Origin of the sequence: Streptomyces sp. NPDC001401, from assembly GCF_042895385.1 — a bacterium.
GTDB lineage: Bacteria > Actinomycetota > Actinomycetes > Streptomycetales > Streptomycetaceae > Streptomyces.
Map to the genome: position 1 here is coordinate 387,026 of NZ_JBIAWI010000005.1, position 23,803 is coordinate 410,828.

General features: G+C 69.7%; 23 protein-coding genes. 10 read left to right on the forward strand and 13 right to left on the reverse strand.

What is annotated here, in order from left to right:
- The first annotated feature begins 18 nt into the window (after positions 1-18).
- Both ACFY10_RS20170 and ACFY10_RS20175 read left to right on the forward strand, forming a co-directional pair.
- Complete coding sequence (locus ACFY10_RS20170) at positions 19-804, forward strand: SDR family oxidoreductase (RefSeq protein ID WP_390666504.1); 786 nt, start codon at positions 19-21, stop codon at positions 802-804.
- A gap of 125 nt (positions 805-929) precedes the next feature.
- Positions 930-2,504 (forward strand): sodium:solute symporter family protein, encoded by a 1,575-nt coding sequence (locus ACFY10_RS20175; protein ID WP_390666505.1) that lies wholly within the window; start codon positions 930-932, stop codon positions 2,502-2,504.
- A gap of 42 nt (positions 2,505-2,546) precedes the next feature.
- Here the strand turns inward: ACFY10_RS20175 and ACFY10_RS20180 are convergent, their stop codons facing one another.
- Complete coding sequence (locus ACFY10_RS20180) at positions 2,547-3,662, reverse strand: ADP-ribosylglycohydrolase family protein (protein ID WP_390666506.1); 1,116 nt, start codon at positions 3,660-3,662, stop codon at positions 2,547-2,549.
- A gap of 178 nt (positions 3,663-3,840) precedes the next feature.
- On the opposite strand from ACFY10_RS20180, the gene ACFY10_RS20185 reads away from it, so the two are divergent.
- On the forward strand, positions 3,841-4,272 hold the full coding sequence (locus ACFY10_RS20185) for an SAM-dependent methyltransferase (RefSeq protein WP_390666507.1): 432 nt from the start codon (positions 3,841-3,843) through the stop codon (positions 4,270-4,272).
- 27 nt (positions 4,273-4,299) lie between these two features.
- On the opposite strand, the gene ACFY10_RS20190 is transcribed toward ACFY10_RS20185, so the two are convergent.
- Complete coding sequence (locus tag ACFY10_RS20190) at positions 4,300-4,449, reverse strand: hypothetical protein (protein WP_390666508.1); 150 nt, start codon at positions 4,447-4,449, stop codon at positions 4,300-4,302.
- 419 nt (positions 4,450-4,868) lie between these two features.
- Between ACFY10_RS20190 and ACFY10_RS20195 the strand changes: the two genes are divergently transcribed.
- On the forward strand, positions 4,869-5,579 hold the full coding sequence (locus tag ACFY10_RS20195; RefSeq protein WP_390666509.1) for a phytanoyl-CoA dioxygenase family protein: 711 nt from the start codon (positions 4,869-4,871) through the stop codon (positions 5,577-5,579).
- A 48-nt stretch (positions 5,580-5,627) separates the two neighbouring features.
- Positions 5,628-6,080, forward strand: coding sequence for a hypothetical protein (locus ACFY10_RS20200; protein WP_390666510.1), 453 nt, complete (start codon positions 5,628-5,630; stop codon positions 6,078-6,080).
- A 93-nt stretch (positions 6,081-6,173) separates the two neighbouring features.
- On the opposite strand, the gene ACFY10_RS20205 is transcribed toward ACFY10_RS20200, so the two are convergent.
- The 3 genes from ACFY10_RS20205 to ACFY10_RS20215 form a co-directional block, all read right to left on the reverse strand.
- Positions 6,174-6,788, reverse strand: a complete 615-nt coding sequence (locus ACFY10_RS20205; RefSeq protein ID WP_390666511.1) for a hypothetical protein — start codon at positions 6,786-6,788, stop codon at positions 6,174-6,176.
- 191 nt (positions 6,789-6,979) lie between these two features.
- The gene (locus tag ACFY10_RS20210; protein ID WP_390666512.1) at positions 6,980-8,272 is read right to left on the reverse strand and encodes an MFS transporter; all 1,293 of its coding nucleotides are present in this window, start codon (positions 8,270-8,272) and stop codon (positions 6,980-6,982) included.
- Positions 8,273-8,349: 77 nt separating this feature from the next.
- A protein-coding gene (locus tag ACFY10_RS20215) for an IS5 family transposase (RefSeq protein ID WP_390666513.1) occupies positions 8,350-9,167 on the reverse strand; the annotation gives its coding sequence in 2 pieces (ribosomal slippage) (positions 8,350-8,825 and positions 8,825-9,167; 819 coding nt in all).
- A 793-nt stretch (positions 9,168-9,960) separates the two neighbouring features.
- Here ACFY10_RS20215 and ACFY10_RS20220 point away from each other — a divergent pair.
- Positions 9,961-10,497 (forward strand): DUF2165 domain-containing protein, encoded by a 537-nt coding sequence (locus ACFY10_RS20220; RefSeq protein WP_390666514.1) that lies wholly within the window; start codon positions 9,961-9,963, stop codon positions 10,495-10,497.
- A gap of 33 nt (positions 10,498-10,530) precedes the next feature.
- Here ACFY10_RS20220 and ACFY10_RS20225 read toward each other — a convergent pair whose 3' ends face one another.
- The 5 genes from ACFY10_RS20225 to ACFY10_RS20245 form a co-directional block, all read right to left on the reverse strand.
- A complete protein-coding gene (locus ACFY10_RS20225) occupies positions 10,531-11,049 on the reverse strand; it encodes a hypothetical protein (RefSeq protein WP_390666515.1) in 519 nt (172 codons plus the stop codon).
- Positions 11,046-11,660: a hypothetical protein gene (locus ACFY10_RS20230; RefSeq protein WP_390666516.1), complete on the reverse strand. Its 615-nt coding sequence runs from the start codon at positions 11,658-11,660 to the stop codon at positions 11,046-11,048. The genes ACFY10_RS20225 and ACFY10_RS20230 overlap by 4 nt, the downstream gene beginning before the upstream one ends.
- A 298-nt stretch (positions 11,661-11,958) precedes the next feature.
- Positions 11,959-12,525 carry a hypothetical protein gene (locus ACFY10_RS20235; protein WP_390666517.1) on the reverse strand — a complete coding sequence of 189 codons (567 nt, stop codon included), beginning with the start codon at positions 12,523-12,525 and terminating at the stop codon, positions 11,959-11,961.
- Positions 12,526-12,571: 46 nt separating this feature from the next.
- Positions 12,572-15,157, reverse strand: a complete 2,586-nt coding sequence (locus tag ACFY10_RS20240) for a bifunctional FO biosynthesis protein CofGH (RefSeq protein WP_390666518.1) — start codon at positions 15,155-15,157, stop codon at positions 12,572-12,574.
- A gap of 69 nt (positions 15,158-15,226) precedes the next feature.
- On the reverse strand, positions 15,227-16,093 hold the full coding sequence (locus ACFY10_RS20245) for an LLM class F420-dependent oxidoreductase (protein WP_390666519.1): 867 nt from the start codon (positions 16,091-16,093) through the stop codon (positions 15,227-15,229).
- A gap of 181 nt (positions 16,094-16,274) precedes the next feature.
- Between ACFY10_RS20245 and ACFY10_RS20250 the strand changes: the two genes are divergently transcribed.
- The 3 genes from ACFY10_RS20250 to ACFY10_RS20260 all read left to right on the forward strand — a co-directional run bounded on the left by ACFY10_RS20250 (position 16,275) and on the right by ACFY10_RS20260 (position 18,988).
- Entirely contained in the window at positions 16,275-17,666 is a 1,392-nt protein-coding gene (locus ACFY10_RS20250) for a CehA/McbA family metallohydrolase (RefSeq protein WP_390666520.1), read from the forward strand.
- Positions 17,667-17,690: 24 nt separating this feature from the next.
- Positions 17,691-18,425 (forward strand): DUF6348 family protein, encoded by a 735-nt coding sequence (locus tag ACFY10_RS20255; RefSeq protein ID WP_390666521.1) that lies wholly within the window; start codon positions 17,691-17,693, stop codon positions 18,423-18,425.
- A gap of 164 nt (positions 18,426-18,589) precedes the next feature.
- Entirely contained in the window at positions 18,590-18,988 is a 399-nt protein-coding gene (locus tag ACFY10_RS20260; protein WP_390666522.1) for a nitroreductase/quinone reductase family protein, read from the forward strand.
- Between the two features lie 10 nt (positions 18,989-18,998).
- On the opposite strand, the gene ACFY10_RS20265 is transcribed toward ACFY10_RS20260, so the two are convergent.
- Positions 18,999-19,775 (reverse strand): alpha/beta fold hydrolase, encoded by a 777-nt coding sequence (locus tag ACFY10_RS20265; RefSeq protein WP_390666523.1) that lies wholly within the window; start codon positions 19,773-19,775, stop codon positions 18,999-19,001.
- 121 nt (positions 19,776-19,896) lie between these two features.
- Here ACFY10_RS20265 and ACFY10_RS20270 point away from each other — a divergent pair, with 121 nt between their 5' ends.
- A complete protein-coding gene (locus tag ACFY10_RS20270; RefSeq protein ID WP_390666741.1) occupies positions 19,897-20,541 on the forward strand; it encodes an SDR family NAD(P)-dependent oxidoreductase in 645 nt (214 codons plus the stop codon).
- A gap of 7 nt (positions 20,542-20,548) precedes the next feature.
- Here the strand turns inward: ACFY10_RS20270 and ACFY10_RS20275 are convergent, their stop codons facing one another.
- Together ACFY10_RS20275 and ACFY10_RS20280 are read right to left on the reverse strand one after the other, a co-directional pair.
- Positions 20,549-22,009, reverse strand: coding sequence for an aldehyde dehydrogenase family protein (locus ACFY10_RS20275; RefSeq protein ID WP_390666524.1), 1,461 nt, complete (start codon positions 22,007-22,009; stop codon positions 20,549-20,551).
- Complete coding sequence (locus ACFY10_RS20280; RefSeq protein ID WP_390666525.1) at positions 22,006-23,754, reverse strand: amidohydrolase family protein; 1,749 nt, start codon at positions 23,752-23,754, stop codon at positions 22,006-22,008. Before ACFY10_RS20280 ends, ACFY10_RS20275 begins: the two co-directional genes overlap by 4 nt.
- Between the last annotated feature and the right edge of the window lie 49 nt (positions 23,755-23,803).

Genomic DNA, 23,803 nt, shown 5'->3' on the forward strand with positions numbered 1-23,803 from the left:
ATACCCGGGAGGCTCCCGATGTCACTGCTCACGGGCAAGACCGTCGTCGTGTCGGGGGTCGGCGCCGGGCTCGGTCATCAGGTCGCGGCAGCGGTCGTGCGCGACGGGGGCAATGCGGTGCTCGGGGCGCGCACGGAGGCCAACCTCGCCAAGAGCGCCGCCGAGATCGATCCGGACGGGGCGCACACGGCGTACCGGGCGACCGACATCACGGACGAGGCACAGTGCGAGGCGCTGGCGGCGCTCGCGCGGGAGCGGTTCGGGCGGATCGACGCGGTCGTCCATGTGGCCGCCCTGGACGGCTACTTCGGCGGCCTGGAGGACGCGGACTTCATGACCTGGCAGTCGGTGATCGACGTGAATCTGCTGGGGTCGCTGCGGATGACGCGGGCGTGCCTGCCGGCGCTGAAGGCGTGCGGGGGCTCGGTGGTGTTCATCGGGACCCAGTCGTCGGTGGCGGCCCCCACCCAGGTGAAGCAGGCGGCGTACGCGGCCTCGAAGGGGGCGCTGACGAGCGCGATGTACTCGCTGGCACGGGAGTTGGGCCCGCACCGGATCCGGGTGAACACGGTACTGCCGGGCTGGATGTGGGGGCCGCCGGTGCAGGCGTACGTCCAGTTCACGGCGCAGGTGGAGAAGGTGCCGGAAGCCGACGTACTGCAGCGGCTGACCTCCCGCATGGCGCTGCCCGATCTCGCCACGGACGGGGATGTGGCGGACGCGGCGGTGTTCTTGGCGTCGGATCGGGCACGGTCGATCACTGGACAGTCCTTGCTGGTCAACGCCGGGGAGCTGATGCGATGAGTTCATATAGGTGAACAAGGACCATCATCGCGAATACTTTTACCTCCCCTTGACCTTACGCTCACTTGTCGTGTTCACGTGGCAACGCACACGATGAGCGCCGGGCTGACCCTTGGGAGGCGTACATGAACGGTCTCGACTGGGCCGTGCTCATCGGCTACTTCGGCGTGATGGTGGCGATCGGCGTCTGGTCGCACAAGCGCGTGGACGACGTGAGCGACTTCTTCACGGCCGGCGGGAAGATGCCGTGGTGGCTGTCCGGCATCTCGCACCACATGTCGGGCTACAGCGCGGTGATGTTCACGGGCTATGCGGGCATCGCCTACACCTACGGCGTGACCTCCTTCGTCACCTGGTCCTTCCCGATCGCGCTCGGCATCGCCATCGGCTCGAAGCTGTTCGCGCCGCGCATCAACCGGTTGCGCTCCCGGCTCCATGTGGCCTCCCCGCTGGAGTATCTGAAGAACCGTTACGACCTGAAGACCCAGCAGGCCCTCGTCTGGTCCGGCATGCTGCTGAAGATCGTGGACGTGGGCGCCAAGTGGGCGGCGATCGCGACCCTGTTGTCGGTGTTCACCGGTCTGACGCTCAATCAGGGCATCCTCATCACCGGCGCGATCACCGCGGTCTACTGCACCATCGGCGGCCTGTGGGCGGACGCGCTGACCGAACTCGGCCAGTTCGTCATCCAGTTGCTGGCCGGCGTCACGATGTTCGTCGCCGTCGTCCTGAAGCTCAACGACAAGGGCATCGGCTTCCTCGGCGCCTGGGACGAGCCGGCCCTGCACGGCCACGGAAAGCCTCTGGTCGGCCCGTACGGCACGGTCTTCCTGCTGGCGTTCCTCTTCATCAAGCTCTTCGAGTACAACGGCGGCATGCTCAACCAGGCCCAGCGCTACATGGCGACGGGCAGCCCCCGCGAGGCCGAGCGCTCGGCCCGCCTCTCCGCGGTCCTGTGGCTGGTCTGGCCCGTGGTCCTGTTCTTCCCCATGTGGATGTCCCCGCTCCTGGTCCACGCCCAGAAGCCGGACGGCTCCGACTCCTACGGCCTGATGACCGAACAGCTCATCCCGCACGGCCTGTTGGGCCTGGTCATCGTCGGCTTCTTCTCGCACACGATGGCCATGTGCTCCTCCGACGCCAACGCGATCGCTGCCGTCTTCACCCGGGACGTGGCACCGGTGGTCTCACAGCGGGCCCGTGACTGGAACCAGCGCTCCGGCCTGATCGCCGCCCGCGTCACCACCGTGATCTTCCTGGGCCTGTCGATGTCGGTGGCGACACAGGTCAACTCGCCCACCTTCAAGGACATCATCACCGTGGTCATCAAGTGGGTCGCGGGTCTGATGGGCCCGATCGCGATCCCGATGATGCTGGGCCTGCTCCGCCCGTTCCGCCGCTCCGGCCCGACGGCCGCCCTGACCAGCTGGTCGATGGGTCTGCTGGCCTTCTGGCTGGTCAACTACCCGATCAACTGGAAGGTCAAGGGCGGCGTCCCGCTGGAGTACCAGGTCTCGGTCCCCCTGGCCGTCTCTCTCGTCCTCTACATCCTCATCGGCTACCTGAAGCCCGAGGACACCCCGGACCGCCTCGCGATCATCGACCGCGTCAACACGGACGACGACGGCGCGGCCGCGGCGGCGCTCCCGACTCCGGCGGGGCCTGCGGAGGACGCCGTGGGCACGGCGGTGAAGGAGTAGCGAGGAGTAACAAGGAGTAGCGCCAACGGGAGCAGTGCGGGCCTAGGCCCTCGGGTAGCGGGCGAGCCAGCCCGGGGACGACCCAGCCGGGCCGTGCAGCGCGGGGCCCTGGGTCATCTCCATGGCGAAGTCGTCGGCGAGTTCCAGCAGCGTGGGGCGGCCCTCCAGTTCGGCCAGCCAGGCCGGGGGGAGGGCCGTTTCGCCGTGCAGGGCGCCGAGGAGGCCGCCGGTCAGGGCGGCCGTCGCGCCCGAGGGGCCGTCCTGGTTCACCGCTAGGCACAGCCCGTGCCGGAAGTCCTCCCCCACCAGTGCGCAGTACACGGCGGCGGCCAGCACGCCCTCCGCCGACCCGTCCCCGGCCAGCTCCTCGACCCTCAGGGGCGTGGGCATGCCCTGCCGTACGGCGCCCAGCGCATGCTGCAGCGCGTCCGACACCGGCTGATGCCCCGGCCGCGCGGCGAGCAGCGCGAGCGCCCGCTGCACGGCCCCGTCGAGGGTCTCGCCGCGGGCCAGACCGTGCACGATCACGGCGTACGCCCCCGCCGACAGATAGGCCGTCGGATGCCCGTGGGTCTGCGCCGCGCACTCCACCGCCAACTGGACCACCAGCTGCGGCTCCCAGCCGACCAGCAGCCCGAAGGGTGCGGAACGCGCGGTCGCCTCGGGCCCGATCTCACCGGGGTTCTTGGGCGCGTCCAGGGTCCCCATGTGCTCGTCCCCGAACCCGAGGAGCAGAGAGCGGGCGGGGTCCCGCCGGGCGTACAGCCACTCCTCCCGCGCCAGCCACCCGTCGTCCTTACGACGCTCGTCGGGCCCCCAGTCGCGCTGGGTGGCCGCCCACCGCAGATACGCCCGGTGCAGATCGGTCGGTGGATGCCACGCGCCGGTGTCGCGCCGCACCTGCGCACGTATCAGCCCGTCAACCGTGAACAGGGTCAGCTGCGTGATGTGGGTGACGGCACCGCGCCTGCCGTACGCAAAGGCGAAGTCCGCGACGCCCTCGGCCCCGTACCCCTCCCGAATGCCGTCGAGGTCCAGCCCGTCGACAGGCGCTCCCAGCGCATCTCCTACGGAGGCCCCGAGCAGCGTCCCCCGCACCCGGCTCCGAAAATCCTGCTGCTCGACACGGCCCCATATGGCCCCGGCTGGCGCACTCACCAAGACCTCCCCACTGGCACCGCCCGACGCATGACAGCTCAGCACTGTAATCGAACGGGAACGGTCGGTTCAGAGGGCGGAGTGGTATGCGAAATATGACAGGGCTGGTCGCGAGTGGTCAGTTATCGGCTGATGCGGTGCTCGCCTCCCGCACCCGACGGCTCCGTACCCTGAGGGAATGACGCGGTTTCTGTCCGAGCGGCTCCGCGCCGTCGTCGACGCTCTGCCGCTGCGTGAAGGGATGCGGGTCCTGGAGATCGGCTGCGGGCCCGGTGCCGCAGCCCGGGAGGTCGCCCGCAGGGTCGGCCCCGGCCACGTCCACGCCATCGACCGCTCGCCCCGCGCGATCGCCCAGGCCGTTGCAGGTTCCGAGGCGGAAATCTCGTCCGGCCGCCTGACCTTCCAACAGGTGGCCGCGGAGGACTTCACCCTCCCGGAGGGCGAGCCGCCCTACGACCTCGCCTTCGCCGTCCGGGTGGGAGCCCTGGACGGACGCCATCCGGAAGCGGGGCGCCGTGCTCTGGCCAGGATCGCGGCCGCGTTGACGCCGACGGGGCGGCTGTTGATCGACGACGGGACGTCCATGGCCGAGGTCCGGCTGTCTCGCTGACGTGCGGCGATCGGCGCGCCCGCCCCGTCACAGCCCCACCTCCGCTTCGGCCGCCTCTCGGATCGCACGGATCTCGGCGACGGCCTCCGCCGGGTCCTGCTCCCCCGCGTCGACGACGCGCGCCAACTCACGCAGCCGGGCGGCGCGTTCCGGATGCCGCTCGATCGCCACGAACACGGCCGAGGCGTGGACGAAGGCTCGCAGGGGGGCGAGGCTCTGCGTCTGCTGGCGTTGGTCGTCGCCTCGAAGAGGTGCTGGGTGAGGGCCGGGATCCGACTCAGGGCGATCTGAAGGACGGCCACCCGCAGCGCGTCAGGCGTCAGTTCGGGCATCGGGGTCGCTACGCGGCCGCGCCGTGCAGATGGGACGGGCAGCGAACAGGCGTACTTCCTCACCCCGCCCGGCACCGCGCAGGACTGGGAGCAGGAAGGAACGCGGGCGCTCGGCTCGGGCTCATGGGTCGTCCTTGCCCCGCCCGGGTGGGATGGCCTGCTGCGGTGGGTCAGCGACCCGACGAACGGCCCCGCCCACACCCCGGCCGGTGACCTCGCCGCCGCCCTGGTCGCCGCCGTCGCCACGGCAGAGGAGGCGAGGCGGTGAACCACGCCGAACAGGTCCGTCACGCCGGGCCGAGCCCGCTCGGGGAGAGCGGCTACCGCACGGGACTGCACTGGAATACCAACAGCCGTGCCCGCGCCCGTGCCGCCGAGGTCATCGCCGAGCACCGGGCCGAGCAGACCGAGGTCGTACGCGACGCACACCTGCGCTTCGACTGGGCGGCGCACGCCGTGCGCTCCCCGGACCTGCTCAGGACCGTGCAGGACACGATCGGCGGTTCGGTCGCCGTCGAGAACACGTTCCTGATGATCAAGTGGCCCGGTCGCGACTTTCCCGTGCCGTGGCACCAGGACGGGACCAACCCACGGATGCAACTCGACCCCGAACTCTCCGTCGCCGCCTGGCTCGCTGTGACCGACGCCACCACTGTCAACGGTTGCTTGCAGGTGATCCCCGGCTCGCACGCCGCCGGTTACCTCGACCACACCCGCGAGGACAGCGACGCCCAGCGCGGCAAGGCACTTGGCGTGCAGGGCATGCCCGACGGCCCGCACGAGCGGGGCGTATGGCTGCCGCTCGACGCCGGGCAAGCCTGCCTGATGGATGTCCGACTGATCCACCGTTCGGACAACAACACGACCGCCGGCGCCCGCGTCGGTCTGAACATCCGCTACGTCGCTCCCGGCGCCGTCCGGTCGAGCAGCCCCCACAGCCCCAGCCTGTACCCACTCACCGGGTCGGGCTGGTGACCCGAAAGCACCACAAGGCACCACCGGAGATCGAGAGGAGCACCATCCGTGACCACCCTCGAAGCCAGCGCCCCACCCATCACCCGCGTACGCGTCCTCACCGGAGAGGACGCCGACCCCGCACGGCGAGGCAGTAAGAAGGTCATCGCCTTCAGCGACTGCCGGTACTACTGCCCCGACGCCGCAACCGTCGAGCGCTGCATCGAGCACCTGCGCGCGAGCGACGACCGGCTGCGCTCCCGCCCCGAAGAGCAGATGCTCTGGGACTGGGAATGCACCTACTTCGAGGCCGACCTCGACAACCAGAACGGCGGCGGGACGATCATCCTCGGCGTCGCCTGGTACGACCGCGCGTTCTTCGACGACCGCCGCGGCGCGTGGTTCGGCGCCATGCACACCAGCATCTACAGGGACATCGGCGTTCCCTTCGAGAACGTAACCGTGGAGCACTGGCTTGCCCTCGAAGTGGCGCAGTGGAGGACGGAGCCGCAGCCGGCGTAGCCAGTCGGTTCCGGCAGCCCCTGCGGTTGGCCCCTTCATGAGCTCCTCAGCCCCCCGTCGCACCTGCACCATGCGGCGGGGGCCTGAGCCCGCCTACATATCGCCCCTAGCCCTTCGGAGCTGCCGCGCGGCTTCCTTGAGCTGGACGATGAGGCCTTCCGAACTTCGCAGGGTGTCAACCGCGTCGTTCAGCGTATTTGCGCTGTCCTCCAGCCCTCGAAGATCGCGTGCAGCCGAACGCAGCACGTTGGCGTTGTCTTCCAGCCCTCGGAGATCATGAGCTGCCGAGTGCAGCATCCATGCCGCGTCAGGATCAACGCCGAATCCGTGAACGCGAGGGTCGGATAGCTCATCCACCAACACGCGCAGTGTGTTCGCTGCCTCCGGTGCGATCCGGGCCAGTTCTGCGAGTGCGTCGTTCGTCTCGTCCAGGAACGACTCGAACGACTCGCTTACAAGCTCCCTGAACCGCTCCTCTGTCATCCCTCGGAGCCCCTGTAGTGCCGCTTGCCCCTCGGTCTCGCGCTCGCTCTTCCAGGTCTCCAGCATCTCGACCGTGTATTGGTCACTGTCTCGCCCGTCTACGCGGACGTGATGCGCCTTGCAGAGCAAGAGAAGGTTCGCGAAGTCGTTCTTTTCATCGAGGGTCAGGTTCGGATCGAACCGCTTTCCGCCTGAGCTCACGGCCCGAATGTGAGCGATCTCCAAGTTGAGAACGTGCACAAGGACATCAGGGCCGCGTGAGTGCCTGGCGTGTACTTGCGAATCTCGCCCACTGGATTCCCCCTCCAGCTCTGCCGAGCGCGCAGCCTAGCTGCGGCGGCGGGGCGGCACAGCACGCTGCCTCTTGCCAAGTGGGCGTATCCCGCCACGAGAACCGCGCGGCGCTGGCAAGGCGCTCATTCTGCGGCCATGACATGTCCTCGGGCCGTCGTCGACTCTGGCAGCACGGCATCGGGGCGCAACAGCCGAGAGGAGAGGAGCAAGGCGGCGAGAGCCGAGCCGGCCACCATGACCCCGCCGGCCACGAACGCACCGCGCGGCGAGGCGTCGACCACGAATGGCAGCAGCAACATTCCTGCCGTGCCGCCAGTACGAATCACGGTCTGATCCACGGACATCAGCCGCAACCGCTCAGCGGGCGCGAACGCGCCGAGGTGTGCCCGCAAGGTGACGCTCGTAGCCGGGGTGACCAGCCCCGTCACCAAGGCGAGCAGCAGCAGCGCGGGCAGGTTCAGCACCAGCCCCATGCACGCCGTCGCGACGCCCTGAACAGCCCACGCCCCGCAGTAGACGCCCAGCCAGCCCCCCGAACGCCGGTTGCTGGCAAGCGGGTTGCCCAGCAGAGCCCCGACGCCCACAGCCGCCGCCACAAGCCCGTAGACGGCCGCCCCTGCGCCGTACCGGGTGGCGAGCAGCGCGGGCATGCCGACCGCTGTCACGGCCGAGCAGAACAGGGCGACGCCGTGCAGCCCAATCGCCAGCCCGACGCGCGGATGCGCGCGGACCACCGGCCATGCCCGCCCCGCGGCCCGCGTCCGGCCGGACCGGTCGACCGCCGCGCCCCTGGCCTCCCTCACTGCCTTAAGGGCGTGGGAGGTGCCCCCATCGGCGTACCGGCGTGTCAACCACCCGAGCGCCACGGCCGATACCGCAAACGTCACCCCGTTCAGCGCGAAGAGCTGCACCTCGGAGACGACGAGCAGCAGCAGACCGATACTTGCCGGCCCCGCGATCCTGGCGATACGGCCCGTGAGGTCGAACAGGCCCGTGACCTGTTGCACCCGGGCAGGTTCGACAAGATCCGGCACCAGGGCGCCGAGGGTCGGATCGAAGAGCGCCGCGAGCGTGCCGAGCAGCAGCACCCCGACGAGCAGCAGCGCCATGCCCCAGGCGTCCGGCGACCACACGAGCGGCAGGACGACTGCGACCAGCGCCCGCCCCGCGTCGACCCACGCCAGCCGCCCGAACGATGAGAACCGCGCGACGACATGGCGCCCCGCCGTCCCGAGCACGACGTACGGCAGCGACTCGACAACCGCGACCAGCCCCATGAGCGAGGCCGAGCCGGTCGAGGCGTACACGACCCACATCACCGCGAGCGCGTACAGCCGATCCCCGAGGACGGAAAGACTCTGCGCGAGCCACAGCACCAGCACGGACCGCTGCCGCAGTAGCCGCAGGTAACTCATATGCACTCCGGGGCGAGGCGTACGGGACCCGAAGCGTGGTCGCCCCGGCCGAACAGGCGCCCACCTTAGACCGTGTCCTACGTGGTGAGGCGGACGAGTCGCTTGTAGCAACAGAGGGCGGCGGCAAGCCCGAGGAAGGCCAGGTAGTTGCGGGGATGGCGCTCGTAGCGGGGGCTGAGTCTGCGGTAGCCGGACAGCCACGACATCGTGCGCTCGATCACCCACCTTCGACGCCCTAAGCGTTCGCTGGATTCGATGCCTTTGCGGGCGATGCGCACGCCGATCCGCTTTCCGCGCAGCCATTTTCGCAGGTCGGCCCGGTCGTAGGCTTTGTCGGCGTGTAGACGCTGGGGTTTGAAGTGCCGGCCTCGGTGAGGGTCGTGTCTCGTTTGGTGACCCTCGACCATGGGCTTCAGCCCTTCACTGTCGTGGGTGTTGCCGGCCGAGATGCCGACGAGGAGGGGCAGTCCGTTCGCGTCCGACAGGATGTGCATCTTGGAACCCGGCTTGCCCCGGTCCACGGGGCTTGGACCTGTGTGTTCGCCCCCTTTTTAGCCCGGACATGGGCAGTGTCGAGGACCACGCGGGTGACGTCGATGAGGCCGGCGTCGTCGAGGCAGTGCAGCACGGCTTCGTGCAGGCGGCCCCAGACGCCGGCTCTCGACCAGATCAGGAACCGGCGGTGGGCGGTCGACTTGGATATGCCGAAGCAGGGTGGCAGTTGGCGCCAGGCGCAGCCGCTGACCAGTACATAGATGATGGCCGCGAACAGCGTCTCATCAGGCGTGTCCTGCGTTCCGCCGCCCTGTGGCCGCACCTTTGGCGGCGGGATCAACGGCTTCGCGATCTCCCACAGCCCGTCCGGAACGATCCAACTCCACGTACCCCGCCCCATGTTGAGTCAACGTCCGCCTCACCACGTAGGACACGGTCTTAGACCCACGGGACGCATCGGGCGCGCCGTTCCCGGCCACCTCGAACGAACGCGGCACCACATGCCCCGCAACAGGATGGCCCCGCCCTACAGCCACTCCGGAGGGGTGGAAACCCTGGGGCCGTGCCCTTGTGGCCCGAGGGCACACTCAGGGCACAAGAGCGGGGAAGAGCCCGGAAAACGGCAGCAACTACTGAAGGTAGTTTTCGCAGCTCACGGGTCCTTTCCATGCAAGATTGCAGGCCAGGGGACCGGGCGGGCGGTTGCACAAGATCCGGTGGCTTCAGGACCGCGGCGTACGGGTCTGCTACTCGTGAGTGCCACTGGCGTCGGGCGGTGAGGCCAAGTGACCGCGCTGGGGTTGGGGCACCGGTCGCATCCGTGGATCGGACTCGGGGTCACCGACACCCGAACCCGCCGAACGGGCATCCTGCGCGCCATCGCCCCGGACGTCGACCGGCCGCGCCTAGTGGCGTGGCTCGCGCCCTACAGCGGCGGCGTGGAGTGGACGAACCGGTCCGGCTGTGTGAGGGTCCTGCCCGACCACCGGTCCCCAACTCCGTCCCGCCCCATGGGCCCTGTCCCACGCCCGCCACCGGGGCGGGACAGCCCCGACAACCCCGATCCGAGGAGTCGCGGTGAGGCTGCGTCTGATGTCCGCCGACTCGGGACATCCTCTCGTTCCAACCCCGCGTCTCTGCTTTGCGGCTCAATGTGCGTAGGCAGACCGGCTGTTGCAGGGAAGATGGCTGTCATGTCCACCAACACAGCTACCGACACGACTGCCCCCACAACCCCCCACACCCGCGCCCTCACTCTGACGGCCGCCCTCCTCACCGCGAGCGTCGCCCTCTACATCGCCCTCGTGGCCTTCGGCAACATCACCGACTTCGGCACCAACCAGGCGTTCGTGCAACACGTTCTGGCCATGGACACCACGTTCAAGGACGACGACCTGATGTGGAGAGCCATCACCAACAAGGGTCTGCAGAACGCCGCTTACATCGCCATCATCGTCTGGGAGACCCTCGCCGCGCTCGTACTCGTCTACGGCACCTGGCTCTGGGCCCGGCGGAACTACGCCCGCGCGCGCAGCATCTCCACCTACGGCCTGCTGATGCTCCTGCTCCTCTTCGGCGCAGGATTCATCGCGATCGGCGGTGAGTGGTTCTCCATGTGGCAGTCGAAGACCTGGAACGGGCTGGAAGCGGCGACCCGCGTGATCGTGTTCACCGGGGTCGCGCTGCTCGTCGTACAACTGACGGACCGGCAGACCGACTCGACTGCCTGACCGTCGCCGCCTCCTCGTGAAATACAGCTACAGCTACGGCTGTTGCCTCTTCTCCACGTAATAGGCGTAGGCGAAACTTCCGTTGTCCGGACCGGTCGCATCGGCGTTGAAGCTGATGGGACCGGGACCGGAGTCGGAAGCGGACACCTCCACACTCTGTTGGAAGATCGACCCGTCACATGTGCTGGTATGCGTAGCCGAGGAAACATACCTACCGTTGACGGTGAACTTGACGACGACCTTGCCCTTCCCCGTACAGGTAAAGGCGAATGTCACGCTCCGCACTTTGTGCGGTATCGCGGGCAGGGTGTTTCCGAGTTGCGCCTGCAGGCGGCCATACCCGCTGCCGAGAGCCTCTCTGCCAACGAACGCCTGGTCCAGAATCGCCTTTGCAGCCTTGCCGTCCGGAGCAGGGACGGTGGAAGCCGGGCTCGTACGGGGCTTGGTTGTGGACGAGTCTGTCGGCTCACCGGAATCGCAGGCGGCGGCCAGTGCCGCCACGGCCACGAGGCACAGCAGCGCCGCTTTACGCCGCGTTCCGTTTCGCGTCACGATTTCTGCCGACCGATCGACATGTCGCCCTCACGCGGGGCCTTCACGACAATGGTCTTCGTCTTGACGTTGCAGGGCGCCACGACCCACGTCTTCACCGAAGTGAGCTTCCAGCCCACCTGCCCGAGGACGGCGCGGTATCCCTTGCTGGTGTTGTTCGTATCGGTCACCGTCTGCGAGCCCGTCCAGGTCCACGAGTTGCCGATCTTCACATCGATCTTCACCTTGGCCTTGGCTACGATAATTTTGCCCTCCGCCTCGTATCCACCGGTGACGTCGAACGTGAAGGTGTGAGATCCCGATATCGCCCAGGACACCGATTGGCGAGGCAGGAGCCAAGTCGACTGAGGCTTGCTCTTGTCCGGCAGGAAGTAGGGGGTTCCCTTCACCTTGTACGTCGGAGGGTCACTCACCTCCGGGCAAGCATCCGCGACCTGGGGCGTCTTCGTGTCGTTCTTTTCGCCTGTGAAAGTGAAGTTGATTTCACCATTGGCGTCCAAGACGGTTCCGTCATTCAGAACAACTTTTGTCCCGTCTCCCGGTACAGGCTCGTCATCCGACGCGACAGCGCCCGCATTGGCTGCCGTCAGCAGTACGGCTGCGGAGGTCATGAAGGGAAGTGCAGTGCGCATCACGGCGCGTTTCATTTGGCCCCGATTCGGTGGATCTGGTCGTGAGGCCCGAAGGCCGGGGAACTGAACACACGTCACCACAACGCCTCTGAGACGTTTCCCCGGGTGTCGCGTACGCAACATTTCTATACAACGTCGAACTGTTTGCACAAGGGATCCGAGAAAGCTCAAGAAGGCCTCAGTTTTTGCGCGAGGGAGGCCGTCGAGCAAATCCCTTTGAGTACTTGGGAGTTGACGAATTACCGTCGGCCGGTGCCGGAGTCGGGACCCGGACCGGCTACTTGACCACCGCTACCTTCGTCCCCGCCGAAGCGAACGTCCACAGCGCAGTTCCGTCCGCCACGCGCATGCGGATACCGCCGGTCTGGGTGCCGGACGCGGCCGGCGGGGGCGAAGCACCGTCCACCGCGTTGGAGAAGGCGACATTGACGCCGGACTTGGCGGAGAAGTACACGATGTGTTCGATCTTCACGCCGTCGGAGCCGGTGATGGCGCCCCGGGTGCGGGCGCCGACCGTGTACGTGCCCGGGTCCGGGCTCACCGTCCCCGGCCACACCGCGAACGTACGGCGGGCCGCATCGCTCGCGTCGACCAGCCACACCGTCTTCCGCCCGAGGGAGTAGACGACGCGCCGCCCGGTCCCGGAGCCGTCCGGTATCGCGGCCGGCGCCGTGGACTTCGTGGGCGTGGGATGCGCGCCCGCCGACGCCGACGCGCTCGGCCGGGAGGCGACCGCGTGGGGCTTTTGCCCCTTGTCGGCCTGTACGGCCAGTACGACGACAGCGGCGATGGCTCCCGCCGTCAGACCGGTCACCCAGACCTTCGGGGCTGGCACGGCACGCATCTCCTCAGCTCCACATCCCCATGGAACAGGGGTCGGATCATCGTACTCAGTCCAGCACCGGCAAAAGCTCCGGCAAGTGCCCGTCCGACACCGCCGCCGCCGTCTGCCGTTCCTCCGGCACCTCCCCGTACAGCGTCGTCCGCGGCTTCGCCGGGCGGCCGGCCGCGTCCGCGACCGCGATCAGGTCCTTGACCGACTTGTACGAGCCGTAGGAGGAGCCCGCCATGCGGGAGATCGTCTCCTCCATCAGCGTGCCGCCCAGGTCGTTCGCGCCGGAGCGGAGCATTTCCGCCGCGCCCTCCGTGCCCAGCTTCACCCAGCTGGTCTGGATGTTCGGGATCCAGGGGTGGAGGAGGAGACGGGCCATCGCCGTCACCGCACGGTTGTCGCGGGTCGTCGGGCCCGGGCGGGAGATGCCCGCCAGGTACACGGGCGCGTTCGTGTGGATGAAGGGAAGCGTCACGAACTCCGTGAATCCGCCCGTCTGTTGCTGGATGCGGGCCAGCGTGCGGAGGTGGCCGAGCCAGTGGCGCGGCTGGTCCACATGCCCGTACATCATGGTCGAGCTCGACCGGATGCCCAGCTCGTGCGCCGTCGTGACGACCTCGATCCAGGTCGCCGCCGGCAGCTTGCCCTTGGTCAGGACCCAGCGGACCTCGTCGTCGAGGATTTCGGCGGCCGTGCCCGGGATGGTGTCCAGGCCCGCTTCCTTGGCGGCCGCCAGCCACTCGCGGATGGACATCCCCGTCCGCGTCGCGCCGTTGACGACCTCCATGGGCGAGAAGGCGTGGACGTGCATTCCGGGGACGCGCTCCTTCACCGCCTTCGCGATGTCGAAGTACGCCGTGCCCGGCAGGTCGGGGTGGATGCCGCCCTGCATGCAGACCTCCACCGCACCCACGTCCCAGGCCTGCTGGGCCCGGTCGGCGACCTGCTCCAGGGAGAGCGTGTAGGCGTCGGCGTCGGTGCGGCGCTGCGCGAAGGCGCAGAAGCGGCAGCCGGTGTAGCAGACGTTGGTGAAGTTGATGTTCCGGGTGACGATGTACGTGACGTCGTCGCCGACGGCCGCCCTGCGCACGTCGTCCGCGATCCGGGTCAGGGCGTCCAGCGCCGGGCCGTCCGCGTGCAGCAGGGCCAGCGCCTCGTCGTCGGTCAGCTTGGTCGGGTCGTCGGCCGCCGTGGCCAGCGCCGCCCGTACGTCCGTGTCGATGCGCTGGGGCACCATCCCGGGCGCGGCCGCCTCGCGCAGGGCGGCCCAGTCGCCGTACACCTCGTCGAAGTCGTCGCGGCGGTCGGACGTACGGCCCTCGGTGTCGATGGAGGAGTGGAGATCCGTACGGCCGGAGGCGACGAACGCCTCCTCGGGTTCCTGCCACGGGTGGCCCTCGACGGTCGCGTCCGGTCGTGCAAGCCCGGTCTCCGGGTCGGCCAGCGCGCGTACGTGCGGACGCAGCCGCGGGTCCAGCCAGGGCTCGCCCCGCTGCACGAACTCCGGGTACACGCAAAGCCGTTCGCGCAGCTCGAAGCCGGCCGCGCGCGAGCGCTCGGTGAGCTCCTCGATCTGCGGCCAGGGGCGCTCGGGGTTCACGTGGTCGATGGTGAGGGGGGAGACGCCGCCCCAGTCGTCGATGCCGGCGCCGATCAGCCGCTCGTACTCGGAGTCGACGAGGTTGGGCGGGGCCTGCAGACAGGCGGCCGGGCCCATGATGTGGCGGGCCACGGCGACCGTGGCCACCAGTTCGTCCAGCTCCGCGTCCGGCATGCCGCGCATCGCGGTGTCCGGCTTGGCGCGGAAGTTCTGGATGATCAGTTCCTGGATGGAGTGATAGGCGCGGGAGATCTTGCGGAGCGCGAACAGGGACTCGGCTCGCTCCTCGCAGGTCTCACCGATGCCGATCAAGATGCCCGACGTGAAGGGGACGGACGAGCGGCCCGCGTCCTCCAGTACGCGCAGGCGGACGGCCGGTTCCTTGTCGGGGGAGCCGTAATGCGGGCCGCCGGGCTCGGACCAGAGGCGGGTGGCGGTCGTCTCGAGCATCATGCCCATCGACGGGGCGACGGGCTTGAGCCGCTGGAAGTCCGTCCAGGACATCACGCCGGGGTTGAGGTGGGGCAGCAGGCCCGTCTCCTCCAGGATGCGGATGGAGATGGCGCGGACGTAGGCGATGGTGTCGTCGTAGCCGTGCGCGTCGAGCCACTCGCGCGCCTCCGGCCAGCGGTCCTCGGGCTTGTCGCCCAGGGTGATCAGGGCTTCCTTGCAGCCGAGGGCCGCGCCCTTGCGGGCGATGTCGAGGACCTCGTCCGGGGACATGAACATCCCGTGGCCCGCGCGGCGCAGCTTGCCGGGGACGGTGACGAAGGTGCAGTAGTGGCACTTGTCCCGGCACAGCCGGGTGAGGGGGATGAAGACGCTCTTCGAGTACGTGATGACGCCGGGGCGGCCGGCCGCCTCCAGGCCCGCGTCCCGTACCCGGGCGGCGGACGCGGCGAGGTCAGTGAGAGCCTCGCCGCGAGCCTGGAGGAGGACGGCCGCCTCGGTGACGTCGAGGGCGACGCCGTCACGGGCGCGTTTGAGGGCGCGACGCATGGAGTTCTCGGTCGGGCCGGTTCCGGAGGTCGCGGAAGTCGTCATCCTTCGAGCATACGAGCGAGGTGATCAGAGCAGGCAGGCACCGCCCGATTCGTCCCCGCCTGCCGCTCGTTACACGGTGTCACGGCCGCCGGGGAGATAACGGGCGTACTCGTCGAGCACCTTCAGCACCTCCGCCTCCCCCGCCGGTGGCAGCTGGACCACGACCTCCTCGATACCGAGGTCCGCGTAGTGGGCGAGCTTGCCGGGGGTCGGGTAGACGGCGTACGGGACGACCTGCAGGGTCGCCGGGTCGCGGCCCGCGTCCGCCCAGGCCGCCCGCAGCACCGGCAGCGACTCCGACAGCCCGCGCCCGCCGATCGGCAGCCAGCCGTCGGCGTACTCGCAGATGTGGGAGAAGAGCTTGGGACCGGCGGCTCCCCCGACGAGGGTCCGCGGCCCGACGACCGGTCCGCGCGCCTTCTGGGCCGGTTTCGGGTAGGCGTACGAGGCCCGCACACCCCCGAAGTCCCCCTCGTACGCGCCGGGTTCATCACTCCACAGCGCACGCATCAACCCCATCCGGTCCCGGACCAGCTCCCGCCGCGTACGCCATTCGACCCCGTGGTCGGCGGCCTCCTCGACGTTCCAGCCGAAGCCGAGGCCGAGGGTGAAGCGGCCGCCGGAGAGGTGGTCGAGGGTCGCGATCTGCTTGGCGAGATCGATCGGGTCGTGCTGGGCGACCAGGGTGATGCCGGTACCGAGGGCGAGCCGCTCGGCCACCGCGGCCGCCTGGCCGAGCGCGACGAAGGGGTCGAGAGTACGGCCGTACTCGGGCGGCAGCTCGCCGCCCGGCGGGTACGGGGTGGTCCGCTCGACCGGGATGTGTGTGTGCTCGGGGAGGTACAGGCCGGCGAAGCCCCGCGACTGCAGCTCGCGGGCGAGTCGGGTCGGAGAGATGGTCTCGTCCGTGAGGAAGATCGTTACGGCGATTCGCATGGGTTATCTGTACCGGTGTGCGTGCGGGATGTCCATACCGACTGGTCGGTTGTTTCGCGGTTCGGTGGGGGGTGGTCGGTCGGCGTTGGCGAGTGGGGGTTCGTGGGGGCTTGTCGCGCCCACGCGGCGGAGCCGCATATTGATACTGTCCCGCGCCCCTTAGGGGGTTTACGTTGAGGGGGTGACGACGTTGCGCGGCACTCTGCTTCCCGGCTCTCCGGACTTCGTCTACGTCCCCTTCGAAGTCCCGCCGGGCGTAAGCGAGTTGAGGGTCTCCTACACCTACGACAAGCCGTCCGTCCCGTCCGGTACCACCGGCAACGCGCTCGACATCGGCCTCTTCGACGAGCGCGGCACCGAGCTGGGTGGGGAGGGGTTCCGGGGGTGGTCGGGCGGGGCGCGTACGGAGTTCTTCGTACGGGCGGACGACGCGACGCCCGGGTACATCCCCGGGCCTGTCCGCCCCGGAACCTGGTACATCGCGCTGGGCCCGTACACGGTGGCTCCGCAGGGGCTGTCGTACGAGATCACGGTCGCGTTCGGGTACGGGGAGCCCGGCGAGACACCGGAGCCCGTGTATCCGCCGTCCCGCGCCCGGGGGCGGGGCCGTGCCTGGTACCGCGGCGACTGCCACCTCCACACCTGGTACTCGGACGGCCGCCGTACCCCGGCGGAGGTCGCGGCGCTCGCGCGGGCGGCCGGGCTGGACTTCATCAACTCCTCGGACCACAACACCCACTCCTCGCACCCGCACTGGGCCGCCGAGGCGGGCGACGACCTGCTGATCATGCTCGGCGAGGAGGTGACGACGAGGAACGGGCACGTGCTGGCGCTGGGCACGGAACCCGGCACGTTCGTCGACTGGCGCTACCGGGCCCGTGACAACCGCTTCGGCCGCTTCGCCCGGCTGATCCGCGAGGCGGGCGGCCTGGTCGTACCCGCCCACCCGCACGGCACCTGCGTCGGCTGCGGCTGGAAGTTCGGGTTCGGGGAGGCGGACGCGGTCGAGGTGTGGAACGGGCCGTGGACGCCGGACGACGAGGTGACGCTCGCGGAGTGGGACAACCAGCTGGTCGCGTCCGTGCGGGAGGGCCGGGGGTGGATTCCGGCCATGGGCGACAGCGACGCACACCGCGATCCGGACACGGTGGGAATGCCGCAGACGGTCGTCCTCGCCGACGATCTGACGCGGGAGGCGATCCAGGACGGCATCCGGGCCGGCCGCTCCTACATCGCCGAGTCGAAGACGGTGTCTCTGTCCTTCACGGCGACCGGAGACAAGGGGCGTCACGCGGGGATCGGCGAGCGGCTGGAGGTCGACGGCGACACCCCGGTCACCGTCCGGGTGGAGGTCTCGGGCGCCCCGCGCTGCACTGTCCGCATCGTGACCGACCAGGGTGTGCTGTTCACCAGCGACCCGCTGCCGGTGGCGGGTTCCGGCACGGTGGAGTGGCGTACGACCGCCTCGTACGCGGCCTACGTACGGGCGGAGTTGCGGCACGAGACGGCGGTGGGGCCGTTGCCGGGGGTGATGGCGGCGTTCACGAACCCGATCTTCCTGGGCCGTAGGTGAGCACGGCTCACTAGGATCCACCGCATGCCTTGGATACGACGCCGTGCGCGCGGCGCAGAGCCGCCGGCGGAACGCCTGCCCGACCTCGAGTTCCTCGCCCTGGTGAAGGCGAGCCTCGAGGAGTACGCGCCCGGCGTGACGCAGGACGCCGAGCTCAAGGGCAGTTCGCTGCTCAGTCCGCGCGGCTGGGCGGTGGCCGTGGCGCCGCCCCACCACGGGGGCGGCCGCCACTACGACCTCGTCGCGCTGCCGGACGTGAGTGTCCAGCCTGACGTGCCGTGCTTCATGGACTGTGTCGTGGCGATGTCCGGGGACCCCCGGAAGGCGGCCGATGCATGGGTACAGACGGCCGGCGCGTGCATGCTGGAACTCCTCGACCCGACCCAGCGCTTCGCCGACCACGTGGAACCCGACGCCGAACGCGGCGTTCCCGGCTGGCACTCGATCGTCTCCGGAGCAGTCGGCCTCGGACTCGACGCCGCCGAGAACCGGCGCCTGCAGGCCGCTCTGCTGGATGCGAACGTGCTGCACCGCATCGCGCACACCTTCACCGCGGACCTGGAATCGCCCTTCTTCAACGGGGTCAAGGTCTTCTACGGCGGGAAACCCGGCGCGATGCAGGCCGAGATCCGGGTCAACGGGGAGCGCCACGAAGCCGCCTCGGCCGCGATGCAGGCTCTGAACCTGCCCGAACCGACGGCCTTCACGGCCGTTCGCCACTACGCGCTGCTGCTTCCGGTCACCTCCGAGCACCGGTGATTCCGCACGATCCTCACCGTCGGCCCCGTCGCCTTCACCGCCCTGATCGACCTGTTGAAGTCGTCCGCCGGACGGTGAGCCCACGGCCGGGCCGCGCCGCCGAAAAGACGGGTGCGAGACATTGAATGGCACCGTCACTGCCGGAGAACAGGAGCAACGTCACCATGCCCCGCCCTCGCCACTCGGAGACCAAGTACCGCTTCGCCACGGCGTTCCAGCGCCGCCTCAACCCCGTCCTGCGCCGGCTTCCGCTCCAGACCGTCCTGGAGACCACGGGCCGCACCTCGGGCCTGCCCCGTCGGACCCCGGTCGGCGGGCGGCGGGTCGGCGACTCCTTCTGGCTGGTCTCCGAGTTCGGGGAGCGGTCCCAGTACGTCCGCAACATCAAGGTCGACCCGCGGGTTCGGGTCCGCATCCGGGGCCGCTGGCACACCGGCACGGCCCACCTCCTGCCGGACGACGACCCCATCGCCCGCCTGCGGGCCCTGCGCTCGCTGAACAGCGTGGCGGTGCGGGCGATCGGGGCGGGGCTGCTTACGGTGCGGGTGGACCTGGAGGACTGACTCCGCTCCCTCAAACGGCCTTCGCGTACAGCTCTTTGATGATCTCGGCGACCGCATCCGGTGCGCGCAGCGTCGGAAAGTGGTCGCAGTCCGGATGCCGTACGAGGTGACAGCCGGGGATCCGGGCCGCCATCTCCTCGTTGCAGCGGACGACTTGGGGCTGGTCCCGTTCGCCGAGCAGAAGCGTGCAGGGCAGGTTGAGCTCGCCTAGGCGGTCGAAGACCGGGGTGTCCTCGGTCTCCTTGCCGTAGGTGGTGAACCAGGCCGGGATCGCCGCCCGCAGCACGTCCGCGGCGGCCCGGTCCGGGGGTGTGCCCGCAGCTCCCCACAGCCGCAGGCCGAGCGCCACGACACCGTCCATGTCGCCCGCGGTGGCCAGTTTGCCGATCTGCTCGGTCACCTCCGGCACCTCCAGGCCGGGGTAGCCGGAGACGCCGGGGGCGAAGAGACCGAGGCCCGCCACCCGGCCGGGGTCGGCGAGCGCCAGCCCGAGGGCCGTCTGCCCGCCCATGCTGGATCCGGCCAGCACCGCCCGCCTCACGCCGAAGTGATCGAGGACCGCTTCCAGGTCACCGACCTGCGAGTACGACACGGTGGGCGCCGGAGACCGGCCGTATCCCCGGGCGTCGTACCGGATCACCCGAGGCACCCCGCCCAGCCCCGGCAGCACCGGATCCCAGACCCGCGTGTCCCCGACCCCGGGGTGCAGCAGCACCACCGGCACCGCGTCCCCGCCCGTGTCGTCCGCCCAGACCTCGCCGCCGTCCACCCGCACCGTGGTTTCCATGGAGCCGACCCTGCCGGACCGCCACGCCGCACGCCAGCAGAAAGCAGGCCGATGCGGAAGAGGACACCGCACCCTGGAGTTGCCCTACACGGAAGAACATGCGACGGACGGGGAGCAGCTGATGGCGGGTGCAGTGATCATCGGGGCCGGGCCGGGGATCGGCCTGGCGGTGGCGCGGCGGTTCGCGCGCGAGGGGCTGCCCGTCGCGCTGGTCGCCCGGAGCAAGGAGACCGTCGAGTCGGCGGCCGAGACCGTACGGAGCCTCGGCGTCCCCGCGCTCCCCCTCACCGCCGACAGCGGCGACGAGGCCGCCCTGCGCGCCGCCCTCGACACCGCGGCGGAGGAGTTCGGCGTGCCGGACGTCCTCGTCTACAACGCCGCCGTCATCCGCCCCGACAGCGTCGGCGAGCTCTCCCTCCGCGACCACCTGGACACCTACGCCGTCAACGTCCTCGGCGCCCTCACCGCCGCCGCCCACACCGCGCCCGCGATGGCCGCGCGCGGCAGCGGCACGTTCCTCGTCACGGGCGGGATGCCCGAGCCGAAGCCGGCGTACGTGAGCCTGTCACTGGGCAAGGCCGGCCTGCGGTCGCTGGTCTCCCTGCTCGATCTGGAATACGGCCCGTCGGGAGTCCACGTGGCCACGATCACCGTGACCGGCCCGGTGTCCCCGGGCACGGACTGGGACCCCGAGGACATCGCCGACCACTACTGGCGCCTGCACACCCAGCCTCGCGCGCGGTGGGAGCGCGAAGTGCTGCACTGACGGCCGGTCACCCCGGCCACACGATCGCCTGCACCTCCCCGTACGCATGCAGCGCGTACGAGCCGACGTCCCGTCCCACCCCGCTCCTCTTGAACCCCCCGAACGGCGCCTCCATGTTGCGGCCCACGGTGTTGACCCCCACCCCGCCCGCCCGCAGCTGCCGCGCCACGCGGAACCCACGGGCCACGTCCCCCGACCAGACGTAGTCGATGAGCCCGTAGTCGCTGTCGTTGGCGAGGGCGATCCCTTCTTCCTCCTCCTCGAAGGGGATCACGGACACAACCGGGCCGAAGATCTCCTCCCGGGCCACGCGCATGTCGTTGGTGCAGTCGGCGAGGAGGGCGGGGGCAATGTAGAAGCCGTGGTCGTACGACGGCCGTTCGCCACCGGCGACCACCACCGCGCCCTCCTTGCGGCCCAGTTCGACGTACGACTCCACGCGCTCCCGGTGGGCGGCTGAAATCACCGGCCCGACCACCGTGTCCGGCTCCCTGGGGTCACCGACCTTCAACCGGCCTGCGTACGCGGCCAGTTGCTCGACCAGCCGGTCATACACGCCCCGCTGCGCCAGCACCCGCGTAGGCGCCGTGCAGATCTGCCCGCTGTAGAAGGAGAAGGTGGTGCCGATCCCCGCCACCGCCGAGCCGACGTCCGCGTCGTCGAAGACGACCGCGGCGCCCTTCCCGCCCAGCTCCATCAGCTGACGCTTCATACCGCGGCCGCACACCTCACCGATCCGCTGCCCGACCGCCGTCGACCCGGTGAAGCTCACCATGTCGACGTCGGGGGACGCGACCGCAGCCTCCCCCACCTCCACCGACTCGCCCGAGACCACATTGACGACCCCCGCCGGAGCACCCGCCGCCTCCAGCGCCTCCGCCATCCGGTAGACGGACAGCGGATCCTGCGGGGCCGGCTTCACGACCACCGTGTTGCCCATCGCAAGCGCGGGGGCGATCTTGCCCGCCGGATTCGCCCACGGGTTGTTGTACGAGGTGATGCAGGTGACGACGCCGACGGGCTGCCGCACGGCCAGCGCGCCCATCACCCCCGCCTTCCCCATCGGACCCGCCTCGTTGATCTGCGGCGGAATCGCCCACTCGGCGGGCTCCACGCGCGCGTACCGCCGGAAACGGGCCACGCCCACCCCGACCTGCATCGCCCGCGCCGTCCCCGTGGTCGCACCGGTCTCCGCCTGCGCCAGTTCGGCGTACGGCACGAACCGGCTCGTGATGATGTCCGCCGCGCGGCCGAGCACCGCCGCCCGCTCCTCCGGTGAGGTCCTCGACCACGGCCCGAAGGCCTCGCGGGCCGCGGCACACGCCGCGTGCACCTGATCCCGCGAGGCCTCCGGAGCCCACCCGATGGTCTCCTCGGTCGCCGGGTCGACGACCTCGTAGTGGCCGCCGTCCGGCTCGACCCACCGGCCGCCGACGAACAGCCGCTGTCCGTCCGCCACTTGAGTCACCTGGTGCTCACCGTCCGGGTGTCCCGCCCCGACCGCAGCACCTTCCCGGGTACGGCGCCGCTCACCACGTCGTCCCGGATCGCCTCGACCCCGTTGACCCACACGGCCCGCACCCCGATCGCCTTGGCGTCCAGCCGCGGACTGTCACCCGGCAGGTCGTGCACCAGGGTGGCCGCCGCCGCGTCGATCCGCTCCGGGTCGAAGAGGACCAGATCCGCATGGAAGCCCTCCTCCACCCGGCCCCGTTCCCGCAGCCCGAACAACCGGGCGGGATCATCGGTCAGCATCTTCACCGCCTGCTCCAGACCGACCAGCTTCCGCCGGCGCAGACAGTCGCCGAGGAAGCGCGTGGTGTACGGGGCTCCGCACATGCGGTCCAGGTGCGCACCGGCGTCCGACCCGCCCAGCAGCACGTCCTCGTGCTGCCAGGTCTCGGCCCGCAGCGCCCAGGACGCGGGGTCGTTGTCGGTGGGCATGGGCCACAGGACCGTACGCAGTTCGTCGGCCGCGCAGATCTCGACCAGGCACTGGAACGGGTCCTGCCCCCGCTCCTGCGCGATGTCCTCGACGACCCTCCCCGTCAGCCCCTGGTTCGCCTCGCTGTACGTGTCCCCGATGACGTACCGCCCGAAGTTCGCCAGCCTCCGGAAGACGCCCGCCTCCTTGGACGTGGCCCGCTCCAACATCTCCTCGCGTACGTCCGGGTCGCGCAGCCGGGCGATCCTCTCCGGCACCGGCAGCCCGAGGATCGGACCCCACCCCGGTATCAGGTTCAGCGCGCAGAAGGTGCCCAGCGACATGTTCATCGGGGTGAGGATCGGCATGGTCAGGGCGACGACCCTGCCACCCGCCTTCCGCGCCTGCTCACTCGCGAACAGCTGCCGGGGGACGCGTTCGGGGACGGAGGCGTCGATGGTCAGGACGTTCCAGTTCAGAGGCCGTCCGGCCGCGGCGCTCATCTCCGCGAACAGTTCGATCTCGGCATCGCTGAACTGGTCGAGACACCCGGCGACGATCGCCTCGATCTGCGTCCCCTCGTGCTCTCCGACGGCACGGGAGAGGGCGAGGAGTTCGTCGGGCTTCGCATGCCGGGAGGCAACGGGCTGTCCGTCACCGTCGGAGTGGGAGCGCGACTGGGTGGTGGAGAAGCCCCAGGCACCGGCGTCCATGGCCTCGTGCAACAGCCGTACGATCGCCGCCAGTTGCTCCTCGCTCGGCTGCCCGCCCACCGCATCGGGCCCCATCACATACCGCCGAAGGGCACAGTGCCCGACCATGAATCCCGCATTGACCGCGATCCGCCCCTCCAGGGCGTCCAGATACTCCCCGAAGGAGTTCCAGCTCCAGGGCGCCCCTTCCTCCAGCGCGACCAGCGACATCCCCTCGACCTTGGACATCATGCGGCGCGTGTAGTCGGCGTCGCCGGGACGAGATGGATTCAAGGGGGCAAGCGTGAAACCACAGTTGCCGGCCGCGACGGTCGTCACCCCGTGGTTCAGCGAGGGCGTCGCATACGGATCCCAGAACAACTGGGCGTCGTAGTGCGTGTGCGGGTCGACGAAGCCCGGGGCGAGGACAAGCCCGGAGGCATCCTCACTGCTCCGGGCCTCCTCGGTGATGATCCCGATGGCGGCGATACGCCCGTCCCGGATGCCGACGTCGGCCGTGTAGGCGGGAGCGCCCGTCCCATCGACAACGGTGGCGCCTTTGATGACGTGATCGAGCACAGGGGGCCTCCTTTTCAACTCCGATGCGGTGAACGCCGTTCAGGGGCGCGGGGAACTGCGCGACCAG